The sequence below is a fragment of the Rhodoferax sp. WC2427 genome (assembly GCF_040822085.1).
Classification (GTDB): Bacteria; Pseudomonadota; Gammaproteobacteria; order Burkholderiales; family Burkholderiaceae_C; genus Rhodoferax_B.
On sequence record NZ_CP162006.1, the window covers coordinates 1,142,254 to 1,166,860 of the forward strand.

Annotated in this window: 23 protein-coding genes and 1 other RNA gene; 5 read left to right on the forward strand and 19 right to left on the reverse strand. The window is 60.7% G+C overall.

Features of this window, described 5'->3' with window-relative positions; translation table 11 throughout:
• Nucleotides 1-123: 123 nt before the first annotated feature.
• Nucleotides 124-1,188 (forward strand): LacI family DNA-binding transcriptional regulator, encoded by a 1,065-nt coding sequence (locus tag AB3G31_RS05500; protein ID WP_367849191.1) that lies wholly within the window; start codon nt 124-126, stop codon nt 1,186-1,188.
• A gap of 95 nt (nt 1,189-1,283) precedes the next feature.
• Here AB3G31_RS05500 and AB3G31_RS05505 read toward each other — a convergent pair whose 3' ends face one another.
• From AB3G31_RS05505 to gyrA, 13 genes are all read right to left on the reverse strand, one after another.
• A complete protein-coding gene (locus tag AB3G31_RS05505) occupies nt 1,284-1,913 on the reverse strand; it encodes a LysE family translocator (protein WP_367849192.1) in 630 nt (209 codons plus the stop codon).
• Between the two features lie 75 nt (nt 1,914-1,988).
• Nucleotides 1,989-2,468, reverse strand: a complete 480-nt coding sequence (locus AB3G31_RS05510) for a DUF1993 family protein (RefSeq protein ID WP_367849193.1) — start codon at nt 2,466-2,468, stop codon at nt 1,989-1,991.
• A 3-nt stretch (nt 2,469-2,471) separates the two neighbouring features.
• On the reverse strand, nt 2,472-3,464 hold the full coding sequence (gene rfaD, locus AB3G31_RS05515; protein ID WP_367849194.1) for an ADP-glyceromanno-heptose 6-epimerase: 993 nt from the start codon (nt 3,462-3,464) through the stop codon (nt 2,472-2,474).
• Nucleotides 3,461-4,414, reverse strand: coding sequence for a D-glycero-beta-D-manno-heptose-7-phosphate kinase (gene rfaE1, locus AB3G31_RS05520; RefSeq protein WP_367849195.1), 954 nt, complete (start codon nt 4,412-4,414; stop codon nt 3,461-3,463). Before rfaE1 ends, rfaD begins: the two co-directional genes overlap by 4 nt.
• Complete coding sequence (gene lapB, locus AB3G31_RS05525; RefSeq protein WP_367849196.1) at nt 4,411-5,553, reverse strand: lipopolysaccharide assembly protein LapB; 1,143 nt, start codon at nt 5,551-5,553, stop codon at nt 4,411-4,413. The genes rfaE1 and lapB overlap by 4 nt, the downstream gene beginning before the upstream one ends.
• A complete protein-coding gene (locus tag AB3G31_RS05530) occupies nt 5,543-5,848 on the reverse strand; it encodes a lipopolysaccharide assembly LapA domain-containing protein (protein ID WP_367849197.1) in 306 nt (101 codons plus the stop codon). The genes lapB and AB3G31_RS05530 overlap by 11 nt, the downstream gene beginning before the upstream one ends.
• Before the next feature lie 42 nt (nt 5,849-5,890).
• Nucleotides 5,891-6,214, reverse strand: coding sequence for an integration host factor subunit beta (locus AB3G31_RS05535; RefSeq protein ID WP_295960997.1), 324 nt, complete (start codon nt 6,212-6,214; stop codon nt 5,891-5,893).
• A 143-nt stretch (nt 6,215-6,357) separates the two neighbouring features.
• A complete protein-coding gene (gene rpsA, locus AB3G31_RS05540; RefSeq protein WP_092761519.1) occupies nt 6,358-8,040 on the reverse strand; it encodes a 30S ribosomal protein S1 in 1,683 nt (560 codons plus the stop codon).
• Between the two features lie 149 nt (nt 8,041-8,189).
• Nucleotides 8,190-10,193, reverse strand: coding sequence for a bifunctional 3-phosphoshikimate 1-carboxyvinyltransferase/cytidylate kinase (locus AB3G31_RS05545; protein ID WP_367849198.1), 2,004 nt, complete (start codon nt 10,191-10,193; stop codon nt 8,190-8,192).
• Nucleotides 10,193-11,071, reverse strand: coding sequence for a prephenate dehydrogenase (locus AB3G31_RS05550; RefSeq protein ID WP_367849199.1), 879 nt, complete (start codon nt 11,069-11,071; stop codon nt 10,193-10,195). Before AB3G31_RS05550 ends, AB3G31_RS05545 begins: the two co-directional genes overlap by 1 nt.
• Nucleotides 11,072-11,080: 9 nt before the next feature.
• A complete protein-coding gene (pheA, locus tag AB3G31_RS05555; protein ID WP_367849200.1) occupies nt 11,081-12,187 on the reverse strand; it encodes a prephenate dehydratase in 1,107 nt (368 codons plus the stop codon).
• Between the two features lie 3 nt (nt 12,188-12,190).
• Nucleotides 12,191-13,297 (reverse strand): 3-phosphoserine/phosphohydroxythreonine transaminase, encoded by a 1,107-nt coding sequence (gene serC / locus AB3G31_RS05560; RefSeq protein WP_367849201.1) that lies wholly within the window; start codon nt 13,295-13,297, stop codon nt 12,191-12,193.
• A 79-nt stretch (nt 13,298-13,376) separates the two neighbouring features.
• Entirely contained in the window at nt 13,377-16,049 is a 2,673-nt protein-coding gene (gene gyrA / locus AB3G31_RS05565) for a DNA gyrase subunit A (RefSeq protein ID WP_367849202.1), read from the reverse strand.
• 227 nt (nt 16,050-16,276) lie between these two features.
• On the opposite strand from gyrA, the gene ompA reads away from it, so the two are divergent.
• From ompA to ssrA, 4 genes are all read left to right on the forward strand, one after another.
• Nucleotides 16,277-16,924 (forward strand): outer membrane protein OmpA, encoded by a 648-nt coding sequence (gene ompA, locus AB3G31_RS05570; protein WP_367849203.1) that lies wholly within the window; start codon nt 16,277-16,279, stop codon nt 16,922-16,924.
• Between the two features lie 133 nt (nt 16,925-17,057).
• A complete protein-coding gene (gene ubiG / locus AB3G31_RS05575; protein ID WP_367849204.1) occupies nt 17,058-17,765 on the forward strand; it encodes a bifunctional 2-polyprenyl-6-hydroxyphenol methylase/3-demethylubiquinol 3-O-methyltransferase UbiG in 708 nt (235 codons plus the stop codon).
• Nucleotides 17,762-18,442, forward strand: a complete 681-nt coding sequence (locus AB3G31_RS05580) for an HAD-IA family hydrolase (protein WP_367849205.1) — start codon at nt 17,762-17,764, stop codon at nt 18,440-18,442. Before ubiG ends, AB3G31_RS05580 begins: the two co-directional genes overlap by 4 nt.
• Nucleotides 18,443-18,462: 20 nt before the next feature.
• Nucleotides 18,463-18,851, forward strand: a transfer-messenger RNA (tmRNA) gene (gene ssrA / locus AB3G31_RS05585).
• A gap of 61 nt (nt 18,852-18,912) precedes the next feature.
• On the opposite strand, the gene AB3G31_RS05590 is transcribed toward ssrA, so the two are convergent.
• Genes AB3G31_RS05590 through AB3G31_RS05615 form a run of 6 tightly spaced genes read right to left on the reverse strand, consistent with a single transcriptional unit; the run spans nt 18,913 to nt 24,602 of the window.
• On the reverse strand, nt 18,913-19,875 hold the full coding sequence (locus tag AB3G31_RS05590; protein ID WP_367849206.1) for a glycosyltransferase family 2 protein: 963 nt from the start codon (nt 19,873-19,875) through the stop codon (nt 18,913-18,915).
• Nucleotides 19,872-20,987, reverse strand: coding sequence for a GNAT family N-acetyltransferase (locus AB3G31_RS05595; protein ID WP_367849207.1), 1,116 nt, complete (start codon nt 20,985-20,987; stop codon nt 19,872-19,874). Before AB3G31_RS05595 ends, AB3G31_RS05590 begins: the two co-directional genes overlap by 4 nt.
• 19 nt (nt 20,988-21,006) lie before the next feature.
• Complete coding sequence (locus tag AB3G31_RS05600; protein ID WP_367849208.1) at nt 21,007-22,227, reverse strand: DegT/DnrJ/EryC1/StrS family aminotransferase; 1,221 nt, start codon at nt 22,225-22,227, stop codon at nt 21,007-21,009.
• Between the two features lie 18 nt (nt 22,228-22,245).
• The gene (locus AB3G31_RS05605; protein WP_367849209.1) at nt 22,246-22,920 is read right to left on the reverse strand and encodes an ABC transporter permease; all 675 of its coding nucleotides are present in this window, start codon (nt 22,918-22,920) and stop codon (nt 22,246-22,248) included.
• A gap of 12 nt (nt 22,921-22,932) precedes the next feature.
• The gene (locus tag AB3G31_RS05610) at nt 22,933-23,781 is read right to left on the reverse strand and encodes a hydrolase 1, exosortase A system-associated (RefSeq protein WP_367849210.1); all 849 of its coding nucleotides are present in this window, start codon (nt 23,779-23,781) and stop codon (nt 22,933-22,935) included.
• Nucleotides 23,778-24,602, reverse strand: coding sequence for a hydrolase 2, exosortase A system-associated (locus AB3G31_RS05615; protein ID WP_367849211.1), 825 nt, complete (start codon nt 24,600-24,602; stop codon nt 23,778-23,780). The genes AB3G31_RS05610 and AB3G31_RS05615 overlap by 4 nt, the downstream gene beginning before the upstream one ends.
• Nucleotides 24,603-24,607: the final 5 nt, after the last annotated feature.

Sequence of the window (24,607 nt, forward strand, 5' to 3'; positions counted from 1 at the left end):
TTTGTATGATAAATTTACTGACACGGATTAGTACTAGGGAAAATACGGGTTCCGCAGCTAAATCAGGCTTTAAATGTAGAAATTCGTAACCCGCCTGTGCATCCGCTACGATCGGTCACTTCCATGAAAGCTTCCCTCAAATCTCCCCCCACCAGCAGCGAGGTCGCGCGCCGCGCCGGGGTGTCGCGCACCACCGTGTCCTTTGTGCTGAACAACGTACGCGACCAGGGCATCAGCGAGGCCACCCGCGAGAAGGTGCTGGCCGCCGCCCGCGACATCGGCTACGAGCCGAATGCCGCGGCACGCACGCTGGCGGGCGGCTCCACCAGCACCGTGGCGCTGGTGATCCCCAAGGCCTCGCACCTGTATGTGGACGTGTTTTTGGCGCATCTGGTGGCCAGCATCAACGAAGAGTGCCACCGCTACGGCCTGAAGATGCTGATCGAGTCCAGCGACGACGAGGGCCGCGAGCCCGGGGCCTTTGTGGACCTGGTGCGCAGCCGCCGCATCGACGGGCTGATCGTGGTCAACCCCAGCCTGGCGGGCCGCGAATACCTGTCCAGCATTGAAGACGCGGGCATTCCGCTGGTGGTGTTTGGCACCGGCATGCCCGATGTAGGCCGCTACCACACCACCGGCAACGACACCTCGCTGGCCGCCAAGCTGGCCGTGAACCACCTGGTATCTCTGGGCCACACGCAGATTGCCTTTGTCAACTTCGCCCAGCCCGAGTACCTGGCTGTCAACGAGCGCGAGCGCGGCTGGCGCGAAGCCATGGCCGACAACGGCCTGCCCATCAACCCCGCCTGGTGCGCCTACGCCGACATCAGCGCCGCCAGCGGCTACCGCGCCACGCAGGAGCTGTTGGCCCGCAAGGTGCCGTTTACCGCCCTGTTTGCGGGCAACGACACCATTGCCTTCGGGGCCATCAAGGCGCTGAAAGAGGCCGGTTTACGGGTGCCCGAAGACATCGCCCTGGTGGGCTATGACGACATCCCGATGGCCGAATTTGCCACGCCGCCGCTGACCACCGTGCGCTCCGACACCATCTCTCTGGGCCGCGAAGCCATGGCCATGCTGCGCGCCCTGCTGCGTGGCGAGGACGTGCAAAACAGCCCGCAGCCGGTGGTTGCCACGCAGCTGGTGGTGCGCGAGTCTTGCGGTGCGCAGCTGAAGGCTAAAAAATGAGGCATCAAATACGCCTCTTGCGCTCATTCCATCAGCGTGACAAGCTACTGATTACATAGCAAACAATGGCGTGGATGCTGGGCAGGTTTGAACGGCTACGGCGACGACGACAGCAGCAGCTTGGTGCCCAGCAGGCCCAGCACCGCCCCGGTCACCCGGTCGATCGCCGTCTTGGCCCGCAAATAGGTTTGCCGGGGCCGCGCCGAGGACAGGGCCAGGGCCACCAGCAGGTACCAGCTGGCCTCCAGCACAAACACGCTGGGCGGCAGCGCCAGGCTCAGTGCCAGCGAGGGCGTGTGTGGCAGCAGCGCGGCGAAGATCACGCCGTACACCACCGCCGCCTTGGGGTTGCTGACCATGGTGCCCGCACCCACCCAAAAATGCCGCAGCGCGCCCGCCTTGGTCAGCGGGCCCGCGTCGGCCAGCACCAGCGGCGCTTTTGCGCCCTGCCAGATCCTGAAGCCCAGGTACAGCAGGTACACGCCGCCCACAATCTTCAGCCCCCAGTAGGCCAGGGGAACCTGCTGCAGCAGCGCGTGCAGCCCGAGCAAGGCCACCACGCTGAGCACACAGGCCCCGGCCGCCATGCCCAGGGCGGATGCCACCCCGGCCTGGCGCGAGCTGCCAATGGCGGTGCGCGCCACCAGCACAAAACTCGGGCCGGGGCTGATCACGCCGATGAACAACACGGCCAGGATGCTGGCCAGGGTGGTGAAGGTTTCCATAGCAAAATGTCCTGGATGAAATAGGCAGTTCGCGCTTGTACCATGGGCGTGACAAGCTACCAATTAAATAGCAATTTACCCGTATTGGTGCCAGCCGTCAAAGTCTGCTTTGCCCAGCGGAACGCCTTGCTGGCGCAGCAGGGCATAGGCGCTGGTGAGGTGGAAAAAGAAGTTGGGCAGGGCGTACTGCGCCAGAAAAGCCTCGCCCGGGAGCGTTACGGTGGCCTGGCCCGCCTGGTCGGTGCACAGGCGCTGGGCGCTACCGGCCATCTGCGCCGGGGTCAGGGCGGCCAGAAAGGCCTGGGCCCGGTCGATGCGGGCATGCAGGTCGGCAAACGTGGCACTGCCCTGGCCAAACGGTGGCACCTCCAGCCCGGCCAGGGGGGCGCACGCGCGCAGGCTGAACTGGGTGGCAATGTCGATCTGCAGCCCCAGCGGCAGCATATCGGGCACCAACCGGGCCTGCAGGTCGCAGCTCTGGGCCGCGCCTGCATCCACCATCCGGGACAGCTGGCCCAGGTAGCGCTGGAAAACCGGGACCGAGGCGGCGTACACCGTTCAGCCCTGCAACAAGGTCTGCACGTAGCGCGTCACTCCGGTGTGCACGTCGGCAAAGGCGTGGTCGCAGCCGGTGGCGCGCAGGGCGGTCAGGTCGGCCTGGGTGTAGCACTGGTATTTGCCGCGCAGCGCGTCGGGGAAGGGCACGTAGGCCAGCAGGCCGGTGCTGGCAGCCTCGGCCAGGCTGACAGGCTGGCTGTGCAGGGCATTCACCACCGCGTGGGCGATATCGTTGAAGGGCTGGGCCTGACCGGTGCCCAGGTTGAAGATGCCGGACTTTTCCGGGTGGTCAAAGAACCACAGGTTCACCGCCACCACGTCGTCGATGAACACAAAGTCGCGCATCTGCCCGCCCCGCGGGTAGCCGCCGTATTCGCCAAACAGCTTGACCTGGCCCTCGGCCTTGAACTGGTTGAACTGGTGAAACGCCACGCTGGCCATGCGGCCCTTGTGCTGCTCGCGCGGGCCGTAGACGTTGAAGTAGCGAAAGCCCACCACCTGGTGCGGGTTGCGGTCGAAGCCGCTGCCGCACAGCAGGCGCATGCGCTGGTCGAACAGCAGCTTGGAGTAGCCGTAGACGTTGAGCGGGCGCTCGAACTCGGGCGTTTCAACGAACGATGCAGACCCGCCGTAGGTGGCCGCCGACGAGGCATACAGCAGGCGCGAGCCCTGCGCGTGGCAGGCATCGAACAGCTTGCAGGACAGCGTGTAGTTGTTGTCCATCATGTACTTGCCGTTCATTTCCATGGTGTCGCTGCACGCGCCCTCGTGGAACACGGCCTCGACCTTGCCGTAGGCGCCTTGGGCAAAGCGGTCGTAGAAGCGGTCGGCATCCACGTAGTCGGCAATCTGCAGGTCGGCCAGGTTGCGGTATTTGTCGCCCTGGGTCAGGTCATCCACCGCAATGATGTCGGTGATGCCGCGGGCGTTCAGGCCTTTGACAATATTGCTGCCGATAAAGCCAGCGGCTCCGGTAACGACGATGCGTGTCATAGCGAATCCTTCACAAACAATTCTTCATAGCTGACGGTGGCGGTGCCGAACTTGCCCACCACCACGCTGCCTGCCCGGTTGGCCAGCGGCATGGCTTCGCGCAGGCTCAGGCCCGCTGCCACCAGGGCGGCCATGGTGGCAATCACCGTGTCGCCCGCGCCGGTGACGTCGAACACCTCCAGGGCCTGGGCGCTGGCGTGCAGCTCACCGGCATCATCAAACAGCGTCATGCCTTCCTCGCTGCGGGTGACCAGCAGGGCTTCGAGCTTCAATTCCTTGCGCAGATTTTGCGCCTTGGTGCGCAGTTGCTCCTCGCTGCTCCAGCTGCCCACCACCTGCTGCAACTCGGCGCGGTTGGGGGTGATGACGCTGGCCTGGCTGTAGCGCGAGTAGTCGCTGCCCTTGGGGTCGATCAGGATCTTTTTGCCGCTGGCCAGGGCCAGGGCAATCATGTCGCCCACGTGGGCCAGCCCGCCCTTGCCGTAGTCGGAGAACAGCACCGCCTGGTGTGCGGGCAGCAGGGTGGCGAAGGTGGCCGACTGGGACGCCAAAATTTCGCTCTTGGGCGTGTTCTCGAAGTCCATGCGCAGCAGCTGCTGCTGGCGGCCAATCACGCGCAGCTTCACCGTGGTCTGCAGCTCCGCGTCGCGGCCAAAGTAGGGGCGGATGCCGGTCTGGGCGACCAGCTTTTCCAGTTTGTGGCTGGCGTCGTCGTCGCCCACCACCGTCAGCAGCGACGCCTGCGCGCCCAGCGACACGATGTTGTAGGCCACATTGGCCGATGCGCCCATGCGCTCTTCTTCGCGGGTCACGCGCACCACCGGCACCGGCGCTTCGGGGCTGATGCGGTCCACCGCACCGTACCAGTAGCGGTCCAGCATGGCATCGCCGACCACCAGCACCTGGGCCTGGGCCATTTGTTCACGGGACAACGTAGAGAGTTTGGTCATAGTTCTTCGACTCTTCGGGCTGGATAGCTGTCCCAGGCCTGGCAGCCGGGGCATTGCCAAAAATGCTGTTTCGCCTCGAACCCGCAGGCGGCGCAGCGGTAGCGCTTCAAGGGGTTGGCGGCGTGGTCCAGGGCGCGCTGGATCTGGGGGTGGAATTCTTCGTGCTCCAGCTTTTCCCCGGCGATCCAGCGGGCCGCGGCCACCAGCGACTGCTCGCGCTCCAGGTGCTGGATGTAGCGCATGCGCACGTCGGCCATGGGCGCGCCACTGCGCAGTTGCAGGGTCAGGATGGCTTCCAGCACGTCGAGCGAGGCACTGTGGGCGTAGCTGGCTTCCAGCAGCGCCAGGGCCGGGTCGGTGAGCCCGGCGGCGGTGGCGATGGTGGCAATCCGTTCTGCTACCAAAGGGATAGCTGCCGGTGCTGATTCGGAGAGCGCCAGCAGGGTTTTGAAGGCTTCATCCAACTGGCCGGCCTGGTGTTGCAGGATAGCCAGGTCGATGCGCGGGCGGGCCGCCTGCGGGGCGATGGCGATGGCTTTTTCCAGCAGGCCCTGGGCGGCTTCGGGCTGCGCGGCGGCCTGTTCGCACAGGTAGTGCGACTGGCGGCCGCTGAAGCTGCCCTGGCCTGCAGATTCCAGCTTGTGGGCGATCTCGGAGGCATCGGGCCAGTCGCGCGAGCGCTCGTAGATCGACAGCAGGGCCAGGCGGCTTTGGGCCTCGTAGGCGGTGCCTTCGAGCTTGCGCAAGGCCTCTTCGGCGCGGTCGAGCAAACCGGCCTTCAAAAAGTCTTGCGCCAGCGCGTGCTGGGAGCGGTCGCGGTCGGCAGCGCTCAGGTCGCCGCGCGACAGCAGGTGCTCGTGCACGCGCACGGCGCGCTCGGTTTCGCCCCGGCGGCGGAACAGGTTGCCCAGGGCAAAGTGCAGCTCCGAGGTGTCGGGGTCTTTTTGCACCGCCTCGATGAAGGCATCGATGGCCTTGTCCTGCTGCTCGTTGAGCAGGTAGTTCAGGCCCTTGAAATAGGCCTTGGGGGCCAGGCGGTTGTCCAGGCGCAGTTGCCGAAAATCCCACCGCGATGCCAGCCAGCCCAGCACAAAGGCGATGGGCAGGCCCAATAAGATCCAACTGAGGTCAAAGTCCATGGGGCGGGGCGATGGGTTCCGTGCGGGGGGTGTCGGTGGCGGTGGGAGGGGGGAGCTGCTGCGCTTTCTTGGCGACCACGCGGTGCTTCCACCAGCGTGGCACCATGCCCAGGATGCCCAGGGCCAGCCCGGCGGCGAAGGCGCTCAGGATCAGCAGCACCATGGGCGCGCGCCATTGCGTGCCAAAAAAGAAGTGCACTACCGCGTCTTGCTGGTTGTTCAGCGCAAAGGCAAACAGGGTAAAAAAAATGGCTGCCTTAAGTAACCACTTAAGCAGCCGGACCAGATTCTTCATGGGTGTCCTCCATCGTCTGGGCATTCTAGCTAGGCAAAAACCTCATTCGCGGGATTCGCGGAGTTCTCGGGCCTCGATCTCGGCGGTGTGCAGGTCCACGGCTTCGCGCAGGGCTTTGCCGGGCTTGAAGTGGGGCACGCGCTTTTCGGGGATGGCCACGCTCTCGCCGCTGCGCGGGTTGCGGCCCATGCGTGGTGGGCGGCGGTTGATGGAGAAGCTGCCAAAACCGCGGATCTCGACCCGGTGGCCCCGCACCAGCGCATCCCCCACGGCGTCCAGGATGGTCTTCACGGCATGCTCGGCATCGCGGTGGGTCAGCTGGCTGAATCGGGCGGCCAGTTCTTCAACAAGGTCGGATCGGGTCATGGAGGGCAGGTGGTTTCAAAAGGACTTGCGTAATGCCCCGTGGATGGAGGGCATTGCGCAAACCCTGTCGGGTTATAAATAAAGCCGACCCGCTCGCCCCTGCGAGTCGGATCGGCCTGGCACTAGGCTAAGTCAGCAACAAATTAATTGTTGTTGTCCAGCTTGGCGCGCAGCAGGGCGCCCAGGCTGGTGGTGCCAGCGTTTTCGCGGGCCGAAGCCTGGCTCAGTGCAGCCATGGCTTCGCCTTGGTCGGCAGCGTCCTTGGCCTTGATCGACAGCTGGATGTTGCGGGTCTTGCGATCCACATTGACCACCACAGCGGTGACTTCGTCGCCTTCTTTCAGCACGTTGCGAGCGTCTTCAACGCGGTCACGGCTGATTTCGGAAGCGCGCAGGTAACCGATGATGTCTTCACCCAGGTCGATTTCAGCGCCACGGGCATCCACGGTCTTGACCTTGCCGGTCACGATCTGGCCCTTGTCGTTGATGGTGGTGAAGGTGGTGAACGGATCGCTGTCGAGCTGTTTGATGCCCAAAGAGATGCGTTCGCGGTCCACGTCCACGGCCAACACGATGGCTTCGACTTCTTGGCCCTTCTTGTAGTTACGCACGGCGGCTTCGCCGGTTTCGTTCCACGAGAGGTCAGACAAATGCACCAGGCCGTCGATACCGGCAGCCAGGCCCACGAACACGCCGAAGTCGGTGATCGACTTGATCGGGCCCTTGACGCGGTCGCCACGCTTGGTGTCTTGCGCGAATTCTTGCCATGGGTTGGCCTTGCACTGCTTCATGCCCAGGCTGATGCGGCGCTTGTCTTCGTCGATTTCCAGAACCATGACTTCGACTTCGTCGCCCAGAGAAACCAGCTTGGCGGGAGCGATGTTCTTGTTGGTCCAGTCCATTTCGGAAACGTGCACCAGGCCTTCGATGCCGGGTTCGAGTTCCACAAATGCACCGTAGTCGGCGATGTTGGTGATCTTGCCGAACAGGCGGGTCGACTGGGGGTAGCGGCGGTTCACGCCCATCCATGGGTCGTCGCCCATTTGCTTGAGGCCCAAGGACACACGGTTCTTTTCGGTGTCGAACTTGAGGATCTTGGCGGTGATTTCCTGACCAGCCGTAACCACTTCCGATGGGTGGCGAACGCGGCGCCATGCCATGTCGGTGATGTGCAGCAGGCCGTCAATGCCGCCCAGGTCCACGAACGCACCGTATTCGGTGATGTTCTTGACCACGCCATGCACCACGGAGCCTTCTTTCAGGGTTTCCATCAGCTTGGCGCGTTCTTCGCCCATCGACGCTTCGACCACAGCGCGGCGCGACAACACGACGTTGTTGCGCTTGCGGTCGAGCTTGATGACCTTGAATTCCATGGTCTTGTTCTCGTAGGGAGACAAGTCCTTGATGGGGCGGGTGTCGATCAGCGAACCGGGCAGGAATGCGCGGATGCCGTTGACCAGAACGGTCAGGCCGCCCTTGACCTTGCCGGAGGTGGTGCCAGTGACGAACTCGCCGGATTCCAGGGATTTCTCCAGGGACATCCAGGAAGCCAGGCGCTTGGCGGTGTCACGGCTGACGATGGTGTCGCCGTAGCCGTTTTCGATGGCAACGATGGCAACCGAAATGAACTCGCCAACTTGGACTTCCACTTCGCCCTTGTCGGTTTTGAACTCTTCCAGCGGCACGTAGGCTTCGGATTTGAGGCCAGCGTTGACGACCACAAAGCTGTGTTCGATACGGATGACTTCGGCGGTGACGACTTCACCGATGCGCGTTTCCGTGCGGGTTAGCGATTCGGCAAAGAGGTCTGCAAATGATTCTGACATGGTGTTCCTAGTCCACAGCACAGGGTTGGCGGTGCGGGATTGCACGCGCGTGGGGTCTGGTGTGGCGGTTTGGCGGTCGGGGGACCACCGGGGTTACAGGGTTAAAAACCGCTCGGCTGAAGCAGCAGAGCGGGCTCTTGGGGTGCCGTTTAGCCAATGCCAAACGGCTGCTTGCTTTGCCACCAGTCCAACACCTGGTCTACCGATGTTTCGATCGACATGTCAGAGTTGTCCAGCAGCAAGGCATCTTGTGCGGGCTTGAGCGGCGCAGCGACACGGGAGGAGTCCCGCGCGTCACGCGCTTCCAAGTCAGCGCGAAGGTCTTCGAGTGTAGTCGAAATTCCCTTTGAAATCAACTGCTTATACCGCCGCTCAGCGCGCTTGGCGGCGGTGGCGGTCAAATACACCTTCAAAGGGGCATCGGGGAAGATCACGGTGCCCATGTCGCGCCCGTCGGCCACCAGCCCGGGCAGGCGCCGAAAGCTGTGCTGCAGGGCCACCAAAGCCAGCCGTACGGCGGGCAGGGCCGACACTTTGGAGGCGTTCATGCCCGCTTCTTCGGTGCGGATGGCCTCCGATACGTCGGAGTCGCCGAGCCAGACCTTGCCGTCCACAAAGCGCACCGGCAGGGTTTGGGCCAGGGTGGCGATGGCGGCTTCGTCGGCGGTGGAAATGGCCAGGCCCGCCCGCAGCGCGGCCAGCGCGGTGATGCGGTACATCGCCCCCGAGTCCAGAAAGTGGTAGCCCAGGCGCGTGGCCAGCGCAGCCGCCACCGTGCCCTTGCCCGAGGCGGTGGGGCCGTCGATGCAGAGCACCGGAATGTGGGCGGTGGCCGTCTGCGACAGCGCCAGCAGGGCCTCGAAATAATCGGGGAAGGTCTTGGCGACGCATTTCGGGTCTTCGATGCGCACCGGCAACCCGGCCGGGTTGAAGGCCGCCAACGAGAAGCACATCGCTACCCGGTGGTCGTCGTAGGTGTGGATGCTGGCGGCTTGCCATGTGGTCGGGGGCGTGACACGGATGAAATCCTGCCCTTCCTCCGCCGTGGCGCCCAGCTTGCGCAGCTCGGTGGCCATGGCCGCGATGCGGTCAGTTTCCTTGACGCGCCAGCTGGCAATGTTGCGCAGCGTGGTGGTGCCGCTGGCGTACAGCGCCATCACCGCCAGGGTCATGGCGGCATCGGGGATGTGGTTGCAGTCCAGGTCGATGGCCTTGAGCGGCCAACTGCCCCGGCGGATTTCGAGCCAGTTCGGGCCGCTGACCACCTGCGCGCCCATTTGCTCGGCGGCTTCGATGAAACGGATGTCGCCCTGGATGGACGCCGCACCTACGCCTTCGATCCGCACTTTGGAGTCAAAAGTGCCGCTAGCGCCCGTGGCAATGGCGCCAAGAGCTATGAAATAGCTAGCAGACGAGGCATCTGCCTCCACATGGATGTCGCCCGGCGACTGGTAGCGGCTACCGGCAGGAATGGTGAAACGGGCCCAGCCCTCGCGCCGCACGCGGATCCCAAAGCGCTCCAGCAGGTTCAGCGTGATTTCGATGTAGGGTTTGGAGATCAGCTCGCCCACCACGTCGATCACCACGTCTTGCCGGGCCACCAGCGGCAGGGCCATCAGCAGGGCGGTCAAGAACTGGCTGGAGACGTCGCCGCGCACGCGGATGGGGGCAATCAGCGTGAGCTGGGGTTGGCCAATACGCAGGGGCGGGTAGCCGTCTTGTCCGGTGTAGTCGATCTGGCAGCCGAGTTGGCGCAGGGCGTCGACCAGGTCGCCAATCGGGCGTTCGTGCATACGCGGCACGCCGTGCAAGGTGAAGTCGCCGCCCAGCACGGCCAGCGCGGCGGTGAGCGGGCGGATGGCGGTGCCCGCGTTGCCCATGAACAGGTCGGCCTGGGCAGCCTTCAACTGCCCGGCCAGCCCGTCGATCTCAACTGTCTTGCCCGTGTGGCGGATGCCGCAGCCCAGCGTGGCCAGTGCGGCCAGCATGACTTTGGTGTCGTCGGAGTCCAGCAGGTCGTGCACGCGGGTGGTGCCGCCGCTCAGCGCGGCCAGCAAAAGGACGCGGTTGGAGATGCTTTTGGAGCCCGGCAGCACCACGGTGCCGCAGGCGCTGTCCAGCGGGGGAAGGTCGAAGAAAGGGGTGGAGAACATCAGTTTTTGGGTTTCAAGGAGGCCATGCTCCAGTCGGCGCGGCTGTCGCTGGCGTGCTCCAGCATCTGCACCAGCCCGTCCACATTGTTGCTGGTGAGCATGCCCTCCATGGTCTGCAGCGTCTTTTGGAAGATCTGCGACTGGGCCAGGATTTCCTCGCGGTTGGCCAGCAGCACGTCGCGCCACATATGCGGGTCGGACGCGGCAATGCGGGTGAAGTCGCGAAAGCCCGGCCCGGCCAGGGCCAGGTATTCCTGCCCCTGCGGCTGGCTGACCAGGCCATGCATCATGGCAAAGGCGATCAGGTGCGGCAGGTGGCTGACGGCGGCAAAGGCCGCATCGTGCGATTCGGGGGTCATTTGCAGCACATTGCAGCCCAGCGCCGCCCATACCGCCTGGGCCTGGGCCAACTGGGCGGGCAGGGTGCGTTCGATGGGGGTGAGGATGACGTTTTTACCGCTGTACAGGTGCGGGTCGGCAAATTCCACGCCCGAGACTTCCCTGCCGGTGATCGGGTGGGCGGGCACGAAGGAGCCCACCTGCTCGCGCAGCGCGCGGCGGGCGGCATCCACCACGTCGCGCTTGGTCGAGCCCACGTCCATCACCAGGGTGTTGGGGGTGATCAGGTGCTTGATGGCCTTGAAGGTGTTTTCGGTGGCGGCCACGGGCACGGCCAGCAGCACGATGTCGGCACCTGACACGGCCAGCAGGGCCGAGGGGGCTTCGATGTCGATCACACCCAGTTGGCGGGCCTTGCTGGTGGTGGACGGCGACTTGCTGTAGCCCACCACGCGTTTTACCAGCCCGGCGTTTTTCAGCGCCAGCGCAAACGAGCCACCCATGAGGCCGCAGCCGATCAGTCCGAGTTGTTCAAACATGGGGTACTTTCAGGAACCGACCGGGTAGGTGCCCAGTACCTTGAAGAAGGCGCACAGCGCACGCAGCTCTTGCAGTGCCTTGGCCACGTGCGGCTGCGAGGGGTGGCCGTCGAGATCGATGTAGAAGTAGTAGTCCCACTGGCCGGTGCGGGCGGGGCGGGATTCGAAGCGGGTCATGGACACGCCGTTGGTCTTCAGCGGCACCAGCAAATCGTGCATGGCGCCCGGTTTGTTGGGCACCGATACCACCAGGCTGGTGCAGTCCTTCCCCGAGGCAGGCGGCGTGGCCAGGGTTTGCGGTAGGCAGATGACGGCAAAGCGGGTACGGTTGTAGGCATCGTCTTGTACCGCATGGGCCACGATGTGCAGGCCAAACTGCGAGGCCGCACGTTCGCTGGCCAGGGCGGCCCAGGCGGGGTTGGTGGCGGCCAGGCGCGCGCCTTCGGCATTGCTGGAGACGGCGCGGCGCTCGGCGTGCGGCAGGTGCTGGGTCAGCCAGGCCTGGCACTGGGCCAACGCCTGGGGGTGGGCCATGACCACTTCGATGTTGTCGCGCGAATTGATTTGGCGCAGCAGGTTGTGCCGCACCAGCAGGCTGACTTCGCCCACCACGTGCACGGGGGAGTGCAAAAACAGGTCCAGCGAACGGGCCACCACGCCTTCGGTAGAGTTCTCGATGGCCACCACGCCGTACTGCACCGTGCCCGCGGCGGTGGTGTGGAAGACTTCGTCGAAATTGGCGCAGTACAGCAGCTCGGCGGCGCTGCCGAAGAACTCGATGGCGGCTTGTTCGGTGAAAGTGCCTTCCGGGCCGAGCACGGCCACGCGCTGGGGTGCTTCCAGGGCCAGGCAGGCCGACATGATTTCGCGCCACACGGCAGCCACATGCTGGTTTTTCAGGGGGCCGGGGTTGGACTGCTGGATCTTTTCGATGACCTGGGCCACGCGGTCGGGCCGGAAGAAGGGCGAGCCTTCGCGGCGCTTGATGTCGCCCACCTGCTCGGCCACGTGGGCGCGGCGGTTCAGCAGGGTCAGCAGGTCCTGGTCGATCTGGTCGATCTTGACCCGCAGGTCGGCGAGCGTGGTGGCGGGGTTCAGCGGTGTCGTGGCTGTCATGGATTAGGCCTGGCTCTTTTCAAATGCGTGCATGTAGTCCACCAGCGCCTGCACGCCTGCCAGGGGCATGGCGTTGTAAATGCTGGCCCGCATGCCGCCGACCGACTTGTGGCCCTTAAGCTGAAGCAAGCCGCGTGCCTTGGCACCTTCCAGGAAGGCATCGTTGCGGTTCTCGTCGCGCAGGAAAAAGGGCACGTTCATGCGCGAGCGGCAATTCGCATCCACCTTGTTGTAGTAGAGCTGCGACTGGTCGATGGCCTGGTACAGCAGCGCGGCCTTGGCGATGTTGCGGTGTTCCATGGCGGCAATGCCGTGCAGATCACCTTCGGTCTGGTGCTTGAGCCACTGAAAGGTCAGCCCGGCGATGTAGATGGCGTAGGTGGGCGGCGTGTTGTACATCGACTGGTTGTCTGCCACCGTCTCGTAGTTGAAGGCGCTGGGGCAGATGTCCAGCGCGTGGCCGAGCAGGTCTTCGCGTACCACCACCACCGTCAGGCCGGCGGGGCCGAGGTTCTTTTGCGCGCCGCCAAACGCCAGGCCGACCTTGCTCCAGTCCATGCTGCGCGAGGCGACGTGGGACGAGAAATCGACCACCAGCGGGGCTTTGGAGCCCAGGGCCTGCAGGTCGGGGAGGGTCTGGAATTCGACGCCGTCAATGGTTTCATTGCCGCAGATGTGCACGTAGCGGGAATCGACGCTCAGGTCCCAGGTGGCTGGGTCGGGCAGGCGGGTGTAGCCGGTGTCTTCGGTGCTGGCGGCAATGTGCACCTGGGCGTACTTGCGCGCCTCTTTTTGCGACTTGTTGCTCCAGCTGCCGGTGACCACGCAATCGACCTTGCCACCCTGCGACAGATTCAGCGGCACGATGGCGTTTTCGCCCAGGCCACCGCCTTGCATGAACAGAATCTTGAACTCGGGCGGCACGGCCATCAGGGCGCGGAAGTCGGCCTTGGTCTGTGCGTAGATCGACAAAAACTCTTTGCCCCGGTGGCTCATTTCCATCACGCCCATGCCGCTGCCGTGCCAGTCCAGCATTTCGGCCGCAGCCTGGGTCAGCACGGGTTCAGGAATGGCGGCCGGGCCGGCGGAAAAGTTGTAGGGGCGTGTCATGCAATGCCTTAAGGTTTTTAGGCACTTCTCGCTTATTCCATCAGCGTGAGGTGCTACTAAATTTATAGTTTTGGCGTGGTTACGCTGCGGGGGTGTCGGGGGCTGCGTCGTCGCTGCCCGCATCGTCGCCTGCATCATCCGCCGCATCTGCTTCGGCGGCTGCCACGATGGCATCGTTTTCCACGATCCGCTGCAGGCCGCTGAGCTTGGAGCCTTCGTCCAGGCCGATCAGGGTCACGCCCTGGGTGGCGCGGCCGAGTTCGCGGATTTCGCTGACGCGGGTGCGTACCAGTACGCCCTTGTCGGTGATCAGCATGATTTCGTCGTCGGCATGCACCAGGGTGGCGGCCACCACGCGGCCGTTGCGCTCGCTTTGCTGGATGGCGATCATGCCCTTGGTGCCACGGCCGTGGCGGGTGTATTCGGTGATGCTGGTGCGTTTGCCATAGCCGTTGAGGGTGGCGGTGAGCACGCTTTGCAGTTCGTCTTCGGCGACCAGCATGGCGATCACGCCCTGGCCATCTTCGAGCATCATGCCGCGCACGCCGCGGGCATTGCGGCCCATGGGGCGCACGTCGTTTTCGTCAAAGCGCACGGCCTTGCCGCCGTCGCTGAACAGCATCACGTCGTGCTTGCCGTCGGTCAGGGCCGCGCCGATCAGAAAGTCGCCCGGGTCCAGGTCCACGGCGATGATGCCGGCCTTGCGCGGGTTGCTGAAGTCGGTGAGCGGGGTCTTCTTGACCGTGCCCATGCTGGTGGCCATGAACACGTACTGGTCGGCGGGGAAGCTGCGCTTCTCACCGGTCAGGGCCAGCACCACGTTGATCTTCTCGCCTTCCTGCAGCGGGAACATGTTGACGATGGGGCGGCCGCGCGAGCCGCGCGAACCCTGCGGTACTTCCCAGACCTTGAGCCAGTACAGGCGGCCACGGTTGGAGAAGCACAGGATGTAGTCGTGCGTGTTGGCGATGAAGAGCTGGTCGACCCAGTCGTCTTCTTTGGTGGCCGTGGCCTGCTTGCCGCGCCCGCCGCGCTTTTGGGCCCGGTATTCGCTCAAGGGCTGGCTCTTGATGTAGCCGCTGTGCGAGAGCGTGACCACCATGTCGGTGGGGGTGATCAGGTCTTCGGTGCTGAGGTCAAACGAGCTGTATTCCACCAGGCTGCGGCGTGCGCCCAGCTTGGTTTGGCCGAATTCAAGCTTGATGGCAGTGAGTTCTTCGCCAATGATGGCGGAGACGCGTTCGGGCTTGGCCAGGATGTCGAGGAAGTCTTCGATCTCGGACATCACCTCTTTGTATTCGGCGACGATCTTGTCTTGCTCGAGGCCGGTCAGGCGCTGCAGACGCATCTGCAAAATCTCTTGCGCCTGCACTTCGGACAGGCGGTACAGGCCGTCGCTGCCCATACCTAGTTCTTTTTCCAGGCCATCGGGGCGGTAGTCGTCCACATTCACCATGCCGCCATCGGCACGGGTGCGGGTGAGCATCTCGCGCACCAGCTTGCTGTCCCAGGGGCGGGCCATCAGTTCGACCTTGGCCACCGGCGGCGTGGGCGCGTTGCGGATGATGGCGATGAAGTCGTCAATGTTCGCCAGCGCCACCGCCAGGCCTTCGAGCACATGGCCGCGCTCGCGGGCCTTGCGCAGGTTGTAGATGGTGCGGCGGGTGACGACTTCGCGGCGGTGCTCCAGGAAGACCTCGATCAGGTCCTTCAGGTTGCACAGCTTGGGCTGGCCGTTGACCAGCGCCACCATGTTCATGCCGAAGGTGTCTTGCAGCTGGGTCTGCTTGTACAGATTATTCAGCACCACTTCGGGCACTTCGCCGCGCTTGAGTTCGATCACCAGGCGCATGCCGGATTTGTCGGACTCGTCCTGGATGTGGCTGATGCCTTCGATCTTCTTCTCGTGCACCAGCTCGGCCATGCGTTCCTGCAGGGTCTTCTTGTTGCACTGGTAGGGCAGTTCGTCCACGATGATGGCCTGGCGCTGGCCCTTGTCGATATCTTCAAAGTGCACCTTGGCGCGCATCACCACGCGGCCACGGCCGGTGCGGTAGCCGTCCTTCACGCCATTGATGCCGTAGATGATGCCGGCCGTGGGAAAGTCGGGCGCGGGGATGATCTCCATCAGCTCGTCCACCGTGGCCTGTGGGTTCCGCAGCAGGTGCAGGCAGCCGTCGACCACTTCGTTCAGGTTGTGCGGCGGGATGTTGGTGGCCATGCCCACGGCAATGCCGGACGAGCCGTTGACCAACAGATTAGGGAAGCGGGCGGGCATGACCAGCGGCTCTTGCTCGCTGCCATCGTAGTTGGGACCGAAATCGACCGTTTCTTTGTCCAGGTCGGCCAGTAACTCGTGGGCGATCTTGGACATGCGGATTTCGGTGTAACGCATGGCGGCGGCGTTGTCGCCATCGACCGAGCCGAAGTTGCCCTGGCCATCGACCAGCATGTGCCGCAAAGAGAAGTCCTGCGCCATGCGAACGATGGTTTCATAGACTGCGCTGTCGCCGTGGGGGTGGTACTTACCAATCACGTCGCCCACGATACGGGCCGACTTCTTGTAAGCGCGGTTCCAGTCGTTGTTGAGTTCGTGCATGGCGAACAGTACGCGCCGGTGCACCGGCTTGAGACCGTCACGCGCATCAGGCAGGGCGCGGCCCACAATCACGCTCATCGCGTAATCTAAATAGCTCCGGCGCATTTCCTCTTCAAGACTGATGGGCAAGGTTTCTTTGGCGAACTGGGTCATAGAGAGGCAAACGTCATACAGCGGAGGTCAACTATTTTAGGGCCAAGTGACTGTAGCCACACAGCAACACATGTTCCTTAATGCCAGCGTATACCGTCGTGCATGCCTGCTGTCCTACTCGTTTCCCCTTAGCCCTGTGGCACAATTCAATGAACGTATGCAGTGATGGTCACTGTAAACGTCCCGTTTCGCAGCGCTGCTGCGGCTTTTTCCCCAAGAGGAGAACCATGAAGAAATTGAATAAAGTGGCAATGTTGTTTGCCTCCGCAGCGCTTGTAACCGCCGCGGGCGCTCAAACCGTTGACAACTGGAAGAACGGCACCAACGAGTTGGTCTGGAAAAACGGCACCAACGAACTGTGCTGGCGCGACAACTTCTGGACCCCTGCGACTGCAGCTCCAGGTTGCGATGGCGCTATTGTTCCTCCTGCTCCCGCTCCTGCTCCTGTTGCAGCACCTGCTGCTCCAGCACCTGCAGCCGTAGCGCCAGCACCCGCTGTTGTGGCCGCTCCTATGGTCGCCGAAAAGGTGACCTACGCAGCTGATGCATTCTTTGACTTCAACAAGTCTGTGCTGAAGCCAGAAGGCAAAGCCAAGCTGGATGACCTGGTCAGCAAAGTCAAGGGCATCAACCTGGAAGTCATCATTGCCGTGGGTCACACCGACTCCGTGGGCAGCGATGCTTACAACCAGAAGCTGTCGGTTCGCCGTTCTGAAGCTGTGAAGGCTTACCTGGTGTCTAGCGGCATCGAAAAGAACCGCGTCTACACCGAAGGCAAGGGCGAGAAGCAACCTGTTGCTGACAACAAGACCGCCGAAGGCCGCGCCAAGAACCGCCGCGTTGAAATCGAAGTGGTTGGTACGCGTAACAAGTAATTCTTGCGCTGGACGCCAGATTCGTCTGGCATCCCCAAAAAGCCCCGTGCGCCCGAGCCCACGGGGCTTTTTTTATGTGAGATCTCCCACCCTTGCGGTCCGAGCGGTTGGCACAATCTGCGAAAATCTGCGAATGAATCCAAGCTTGAATGCCGACCCCGCCGAATTGGCGAAATTCTCTGATCTCGCACACCGTTGGTGGGATCTGGACAGCGAGTTTCGTCCGTTGCACCAAATCAACCCCTTGCGATTGAACTGGATCGACGGCATCGCGCCGTTGCAGGACCAGCGGGTGCTGGACATCGGCTGCGGTGGCGGTATCCTGGCGGACTCCATGGCCCGACGCGGTGCCGAAGTGCTGGGCATCGATCTGTCCACCAAGGCGCTCAAAGTTGCACAACTCCACGCCCTGGAAGCCCAGACCCCGCATCTCCAATACCGCGAGGTGAGCGCCGAAGAACTCGCGGCAGAACAGCCCGGGAGCTTTGATGTGGTGACCTGCATGGAAATGCTGGAGCACGTTCCCGACCCCGCATCGGTGGTCAAAGCTTGTGCCACGCTCGTCAAGCCTGGTGGGTGGGTCTTTTTCTCGACCATCCACCGCAGTACCAAGGCTTTCCTGATGGCCATTGTGGGGGCGGAATACCTCCTCAATATGTTGCCCCGCGGTACGCATGAATATGCCAAGATGATCCGCCCCAGTGAGTTGGCTGGGCACTGCCGCGTTGCAGGCTTGACACTGCAGCGTACCCGTGGCCTGGAATTCAATCCCCTGACCCAACGCTACTGGCTCAGTGACGACACCAGCGTGAACTACATGTTCGCGACGCAAAAGTTGTGACCGCACACCTGAATGCGGCATTTCGAGGCATCCGCGCCGTCCTGTTTGATCTGGACGGTACTTTGGTGGACAGTGCGCCAGATCTTGCTGGTGCAGCCGACAAAATGCGTACCGACCGTGCCTTGCCGCCATTTCCGCCAAGCCTTTACCGGCCGATGGTCGGAGCGGGTGCCAGGGGCATGCTCGGCGTGGCTTTTGGCATGCAGCCCGACCACCCGGATTTCGCCGCTATGAAAGAAGAATTCTTTCTGAACTACGAGCGCCGCCTGACCCAGGAGACCTATGCGTTTGACGGAGTGCCTGAATTACTGGCCCAACTGGTAGCACGTCAGATGCCTTGGGGCGTAGTAACGAACAAGTCAGAGCGTTTCGCCTTGCCGCTGACCCAGGCCATGCCTTTGTTTGCAACGGCAGGCGCAATTGTCGGCGGCGATACCACGCCCCACGCCAAACCCCATCCTGCGCCATTGTTCGAGGCCGCCAGGCGCCTGGGCCTGGCTCCGGAGCACTGCATGTACGTCGGTGACGATGAGCGGGATGTCATTGCAGGCCTGGCCGCAGGTATGGCGACGGTTGTGGCAGGTTATGGCTACTTGGGGCGCGATGCGGACATCACCCAGTGGGGCGCCCATGCAAGCATCCAGTCGCCAATGGAGTTGCTGCAATGGTTGCCATAAGCCGGTTAAAATAGGCACCTGGGGCTGCACTGGTTTCGACGTGGGTTCGGACGCGCAGCAGGGCATGTCGAGGTTCTGTCACCTCGTAAAACAGCAGAAAAAACCTAACTGCAAACGACGAACGTTTCGCACTCGCAGCTTAATTGCGCGTGAGCCTCGCAACAGCAAGCCAATAGGCTGGGCAAGGGTGGTGGTGCCGCAAGGTGCTGCCGTCCAGGCTGCGGGGTAACTTCATTTGGCTGGGCACGCACTGGGTAACTTAGTGGGTTCCGAGAAAATAGGTTACTGGCGTTTTGCATAGCGTGCCACTGCGCGATGCAAAAGGCGAGACTTAAACCAGACGGCTACACATGTAGAACTGTTCGAAGAAGGCTTGCGGACGGGGGTTCAAATCCCCCCAGCTCCACCATTACAACTTTAAGGCCGATTGCTGGCATCCAGCAGTCGGCCTTTTTCATTGGAGAATATTTTTATTTTCTCTTAAAAATGGCATTTCCCAATGCTTTGGGTAAATACGAAAAACTTAGCGGATCCAGTTGAAAGTGGTCTTTTAGAAGGCCAAGGGGTAATTTCTTTCGGTGCATGATCCGATGAAGCAAGTCTTGCGCGAAAGAAGTACGCAATGTGTCCAGGTTATTTTTAATGTGCGCGCGCTGTGGTTCGGTAACTGGGAATAATTTGCAAGTCAATTTTTTATATTTGATTTCATTATGAACCCGAAGCAAATGCTTTTCGCTCCCCCAGCCCGTTCCTGCATAGACATTTACCCCCGAGCCATAATGGGCTTCACATTGGCTGGAAAAAGCTACTTTGGCACCGCTGTGCGCTATATCCATCCAGAATAAATAGTCTTCTCCTGCATTGGTGAATTCAACTTTAAAGCGATTTTTCGGGAATCGTAAAAAATCGTAAACCACCGTGGATGTGCCGATCACATTGCCACGTATGATTTGGTCCAATAAATCGCCTTGGTAGGCATGTAAACCTGGCTGGGTGCCAGGTATTTCCGGGTGGAGGCTAGGTTGGATGCGGCCAGCCCGTGCAAATGCCCCTACCGTGGAGTTAAGTTGGTAGTGGTCGGTGAAATAAAACTCGTACCCCGCGTCCAAAGCTTGGACGGCGCGTGAAAGATGGTCGTTGGACCACTCATCGTCAGAGTCAAGAAATGCGATGTAACGCGTCTCGGCTGGGGCATGGTCGAGACCGGTATTTCGGGCTGCCCCAGGTCCCCCGTTGGGTTGCGACACGATTTCGACGCGACTGTCTAGGGCGCCAATACTTTTCAGTTCCGACTCGGCAGACACCGGCGAGGCATCATCGATAACCAACACGTGTACTGGCATTGGTACGGATTTTTGCGCAGCAATACTTTTCAGGGCTTTGGTAAGTATTCCTGGTCTGTTTTGATAGTAAGGAATGATGACCGTAATCATGGGTGAGATTCCGACATAGAAGGTGTAACGGGGGCAACACCAGATTCACCCGTTAGGGATGATGCTGAGGGTTCTTCAGTTCTTTTATGCCGACGTTCAGCCAATTTTTTGAGCCAAGCCCAGCGATAGCATGTCAGATGGTAAAGCGCACGCTTGCTTTCGGTCCAGCGGGTGTGCCACTCCATCATGCGACCATAATATTCGAGTCGTTTTATATTGCCTTGACCAAAAACCTGTTCCACTTCATCTTGACTGAGCAGGAATGCAGGAGAATAGTTTTTAATGGTTTCATCGTAGGTTGTTTTTAGAACGACAAGAGTTCCTGCGCGTTGCACGCATAAATTAAGCGCCACTGTTTTCTCATTAAAGAAATATTCATATACTACAGCTTCCCCATGCTTTGCTGCATTTTGTAGTAGCTGTATATAAAACATTCCCTGGGGATTATCAGGGTGTATGGCGGTGCCTTCTGATGCTTTCCAGCCAGAACTTTCCAATACCCCATATCGTGCAATTGCACCCGCCATATCTTCAGGTGCAGTGAGTACCCGCATCTGGATATGGGTACCTTCTGTTGCGAGTTTGTTACGCTGTTTGCGCATGTTTTGACGCAAGTTTTTACCGCGCGCCGCCCAATAATCTTCAAAAGTTCCCAGGATATCTATCCATCCGGTGTCGATATAGTCCATGTGCTTGGTATCAGGTTCGTCAGCGTCCCGCGGGGCTAACAGCGGATCAACCTGCGTCATCGAAAAGCCTAAACAAAACCCAAGAGGGCCGCGCAGCAGGCTGCGTGCGAGGTACGTGGTCGTGAGGTGCTTGGCGGCAACCCAGACCCCCAAGGGCAGTTGGGATGGCTGGAAGGTACGCCATTGGAATGAACCGCTGGGCACCGCCAGTAGCATGGCGACCACCCCACCATCTTCCCGCCCAATGAGCAGTCTTTCTTGTCCAGAGCCGAATATCTGGAGTGCGGAGCAAACCGCTGAAGCCGTCATAAACGGCAAGTCGGCGCGCTCTGCATTGAGTCGATCCCATTCGGGCAGCAGATCTGGAGTTGACGGAAGTGCGCTGGCTGGCAGATTTTGCCAATGGATTTTTTTGGAAGACATGGCGTATTTTGGAATTGCGTTAACTGTTAACCGGATGACGACTCGCCTGTTGCGTTTGGAGTAAACGCAATACCGCTTGCGCCGTATGGTTTATATCGGCAGTATTGAGATCTTGGTGGCATAAAAGCTGCAATACATGGTGGCTCCATTGGGGGCCAATATCACCAGGCAACGAGGGCGTGTTGGGCCAAATGCGATCCCATCGAAATACTGGCAACTTCAGTGCTCTCAGGGCTTGGTATATGGAGTCCGGATCGTCAACCCACAACGGATACACATAAGGCGCTGCCGAGGCTACAGAATCTGCGCAAATAGGAAATAATGGCCGGGCCCCTGGTGCATTGCTGAAATATGCGGCGTAGCTTGCGAAATTAATTTGACGCTGAAGGATGATGCGACCGCGGGGCAGAACCGTTTTTAGCGCAATAGCAGCCCATAGCGGGGCTTGTTCTATTCGGGCCATGTCGCAGTCTCGCATCATTTCTGCGACTTCTGGATTTTTGACGATATCGGAAACCTCAGACTGCTGGCCACGGATATTTTTTAGCTTGAAAAATGATGCTAAAAATGGCCGTATCCCTGCAAAGCGGTGATACCGCGACGCGAGTTCCATGACATCCACGCAGCCTTTTATCTGTGCCTTTAAGGAAGGTTTTTCCAGATTCAACGGCTTTATTGGTCTGTGTGCGGATGCCAGTAAACCTGCTTCCGGTAGCGGGAAAAATTTTGACAGGCTCGCAGTCGAATAATCACCCCACTCACCTACAGCGCGCTCTCCGGCTTGGCCGAAATAGCAATGGGCGCAATCTTCAATGAGGGCAATTCCCCGCTCGTCACACCATTGACGTACTTGCTTCAGCGATTTGGCTAATCCGAAATAATGCGGAACCAGCATCGCCTTGCATTTTTTGGCGGTGGATTCCTCGATGGCATCGAGGTGGGGCAACCCGCTGGGTAGTAAGCCGAAATATGCAACATTGAGATTCGCCAGTAAAACCGGTGCCACCATGGTGGGGCAGTGGTAGGTCGGCACCAGCACCGAACTGTAAGCCGGGAGGTCGAGTTGCAACAACGCCTGGTGGATAGCTGCTCGTCCGCTGGTTGTCAGGGACTTGTACTTCAGGTTTTCAACACTGTGCACATTGGGGACATCCATGCGCCCAAAACTTTCCCAATCGAGCACCGGGCCGCGCGGTAATGGTCTGTAGTAACCATTAAATTCCTCTGAATTGCTTTGCAAAAAATGCTCTCGTGGAATTTAGTTCGTTGGTGCGGGGGCAGATGCGCTCGCATTGATTGGTTCGACTGGCGGCTCCGTCCATTTGCCAACACCTTTGAGTTTTTCTTTTAATATTTCCTGGGGGAAACCCAAGTCGTATGCCTTGTGTGCCTGTGCTTCGGCCTTGGTATATTCCTTGAGATCAAAATAATTTAAACCTAAATTAAAGTGGGTGAAAGGATTTTCCTTGCCTTCTGCACCTTCCGCAGCAATATCCAGTTGTTGTACCGCCTCGGGTGTTCTGCCATTTTTTGCAAGATACATGGAGAAAATCATGCGCGGGATGGCGTCATCTGGGCGAAATCTCAAGGCCCGGTCAAAGTAGCATGATATCGAATACCGCATGTGTGGCGGCTTCTCTGATTTTGTCTTTTCGCCGTATCGCATGGCTGCCATTAATGCACGGTGGTGGTTTGGAAAGGCACGTAATGTGTAATCGATATCTGCCCCAATATAGCCGGTATCGGCTTGTATCAGCATTTCAACTTTTGAAGTAAAGTGAAAGTCCTCCACTGTACTCAGAATGGGTCCTTTGCTTGTCCTGTAGTCATAAGGGCCATAACCTGATTTTAGGGGGCCACATTCAGCCTCGCCAGATTGGGCTAGTGCAAATTGAGAGAAAAATATAAAAATAATAGGAATTAATTTAAACATTTTAATAGCTGGTTAATGAGAGTGGCCTGCCTGTATCCATTGCAGGGTCAGTCTTTCAACCTGCATTTGTGCAGCAGGATCGGAAAAAGTGTGGTCTGCATGGGGCAAATCGTGCCGTTCCAGATGCAGATGGCGAAAAACGTCGCGCCAATTTCCATCTTGAGAAGCGTACTCCAGAAACTCCTTGGCGGTGTAGTCATTGTCACTGAGCAAAAGAAGAATACGGCCGTCAAACTCCATCCAGGCTGCCGCCATGCGTTGCTGAAATGGCTGATTTTCTGCGCTGGCAGGCGTAACTTTAGCCCGCGAAAGTCGAACATTTTGAGCCAAACCTTGGAGTGCGGCCACCGCCACTTTGCCGCTGAGAAGTTTGACCCAGAATGCCCTCTGCATCAAGCGCTGGGTGTAATAGTGTTTGACCTGGGTGCGTGCCAGGCTGGCCTCGGAGCGGACCCAGGGATTCAGGAGGCACAGGCCCGCTACGCGGGGATCTTTTGTTTCTTGCACGTACAGCAGGGCAGCCGATGCCGCATCGCAAAGCCCCCACAAAACTATCTTTTCTAGCTGCGGCACACGGGTTTGCAGACTGTCCATGGCGGCCCGGATACCGGGGCTGGCGGTTAAAAAGTCACCCGATGTCCCGTCGCTGTCGCCCATGCCTTGGTAATCAAAGCGCAACACCGCGTAGCCTGCGGCAGCCAGTGCGCGCGCCAGCAGTACAAATTGGCGGTGGCTACCGACCCGGTATTGGGGGCCACCCACCACAATAACCACCGCGGTGGCCAAAGGGGCCACGGGCAAGCTGAGAACGCCCACCAGGGTGTCTTGCCCGCAGGCAAATAGCAGTGCGTGTTCGGTCATGGTTGAGGGCCAACCAAGGTTGGTGGTTCGAGGGCCACCAACGTGGCGGTCAGTAAAGCCGGGGCTTCCTCAATTTCGCTGGTTTGCCAAAACGCCGGTCCCATGACGACCTGGCTGCGCACGGAAAATCCGGCGGCTTGCCAGGCTTGCAGCGGTTTGGCGGCAGCAGGTGACAGGGTGGCACCGACCTGGCTGGACACGTCCAACCATTCAAGCCGACCTGCCGTGGCGGGCGCTACCAGCGTTGCCTGCTCCATGCCCGAGGCCAATGCGGCAGAGAGGGTGTACCCGGCGATGTCTACCGGCGAACCTGCCGCCAACTGGGCGCGCAACCCGTCCATCACCGTTTTGGCATTGCCGCTGGCCAGGTCGCCTGCGGCTTTGAGACGTAAAAATTGTTGCAGCAGGGGTTTGCCTGCAGGCGTGGGGGCCCAAAACAGGAAGTTGCAGGGCCATTCCAGTTGCGCCGCGGCCTGGGCTGCCAGCAGGCAACCGGCGCGCAACCCCCACAGCCACACAGGCGCGTCACCCTGGCGGCGCAGCCACTGGCAGGCCCGTACGACATCGTCCACCCAATCCTGCCAGGAGGCATCGCCAAAGTCGCCAGAGCTGTCGCCGCAGCCCAGCAAATCCAGTTGCAATACGGCGTAGCCATGGGCCGCCAAGGCCTTGGCTTGCAAGGCGGCCATGCGGCGCGACTTGTTCATTTCTTCGGCGAACGGGTGCACGTAGGCTACCAGTCCATGCGTGGTGCCGCCCTGGGCTGGGTGGAAAATGGCGAAGCGTTGGCCAGATCCGACGGGCAAGAAGAAAGCGTCCATCGGAT

Bases quoted from the DNA above. Each gene is read 5' to 3' on its own strand.
- AB3G31_RS05500 (WP_367849191.1), top strand. From the start codon at position 124: ATGAAAGCTTCCCTCAAATCTCCCCCCACCAGCAGCGAGGTCGCGCGC.
- AB3G31_RS05505 (WP_367849192.1), bottom strand. From the start codon at position 1,913: ATGGAAACCTTCACCACCCTGGCCAGCATCCTGGCCGTGTTGTTCATC.
- rfaD (WP_367849194.1), bottom strand. From the start codon at position 3,464: ATGACACGCATCGTCGTTACCGGAGCCGCTGGCTTTATCGGCAGCAAT.
- rfaE1 (WP_367849195.1), bottom strand. From the start codon at position 4,414: ATGACCAAACTCTCTACGTTGTCCCGTGAACAAATGGCCCAGGCCCAG.
- lapB (WP_367849196.1), bottom strand. From the start codon at position 5,553: ATGGACTTTGACCTCAGTTGGATCTTATTGGGCCTGCCCATCGCCTTT.
- AB3G31_RS05530 (WP_367849197.1), bottom strand. From the start codon at position 5,848: ATGAAGAATCTGGTCCGGCTGCTTAAGTGGTTACTTAAGGCAGCCATT.
- AB3G31_RS05535 (WP_295960997.1), bottom strand. From the start codon at position 6,214: ATGACCCGATCCGACCTTGTTGAAGAACTGGCCGCCCGATTCAGCCAG.
- rpsA (WP_092761519.1), bottom strand. From the start codon at position 8,040: ATGTCAGAATCATTTGCAGACCTCTTTGCCGAATCGCTAACCCGCACG.
- AB3G31_RS05545 (WP_367849198.1), bottom strand. From the start codon at position 10,193: ATGTTCTCCACCCCTTTCTTCGACCTTCCCCCGCTGGACAGCGCCTGC.
- AB3G31_RS05550 (WP_367849199.1), bottom strand. From the start codon at position 11,071: ATGTTTGAACAACTCGGACTGATCGGCTGCGGCCTCATGGGTGGCTCG.
- pheA (WP_367849200.1), bottom strand. From the start codon at position 12,187: ATGACAGCCACGACACCGCTGAACCCCGCCACCACGCTCGCCGACCTG.
- serC (WP_367849201.1), bottom strand. From the start codon at position 13,297: ATGACACGCCCCTACAACTTTTCCGCCGGCCCGGCCGCCATTCCTGAA.
- gyrA (WP_367849202.1), bottom strand. From the start codon at position 16,049: ATGACCCAGTTCGCCAAAGAAACCTTGCCCATCAGTCTTGAAGAGGAA.
- ompA (WP_367849203.1), top strand. From the start codon at position 16,277: ATGAAGAAATTGAATAAAGTGGCAATGTTGTTTGCCTCCGCAGCGCTT.
- ubiG (WP_367849204.1), top strand. From the start codon at position 17,058: ATGAATCCAAGCTTGAATGCCGACCCCGCCGAATTGGCGAAATTCTCT.
- AB3G31_RS05590 (WP_367849206.1), bottom strand. From the start codon at position 19,875: ATGATTACGGTCATCATTCCTTACTATCAAAACAGACCAGGAATACTT.
- AB3G31_RS05595 (WP_367849207.1), bottom strand. From the start codon at position 20,987: ATGTCTTCCAAAAAAATCCATTGGCAAAATCTGCCAGCCAGCGCACTT.
- AB3G31_RS05605 (WP_367849209.1), bottom strand. From the start codon at position 22,920: ATGTTTAAATTAATTCCTATTATTTTTATATTTTTCTCTCAATTTGCA.
- AB3G31_RS05610 (WP_367849210.1), bottom strand. From the start codon at position 23,781: ATGACCGAACACGCACTGCTATTTGCCTGCGGGCAAGACACCCTGGTG.
- AB3G31_RS05615 (WP_367849211.1), bottom strand. From the start codon at position 24,602: ATGGACGCTTTCTTCTTGCCCGTCGGATCTGGCCAACGCTTCGCCATT.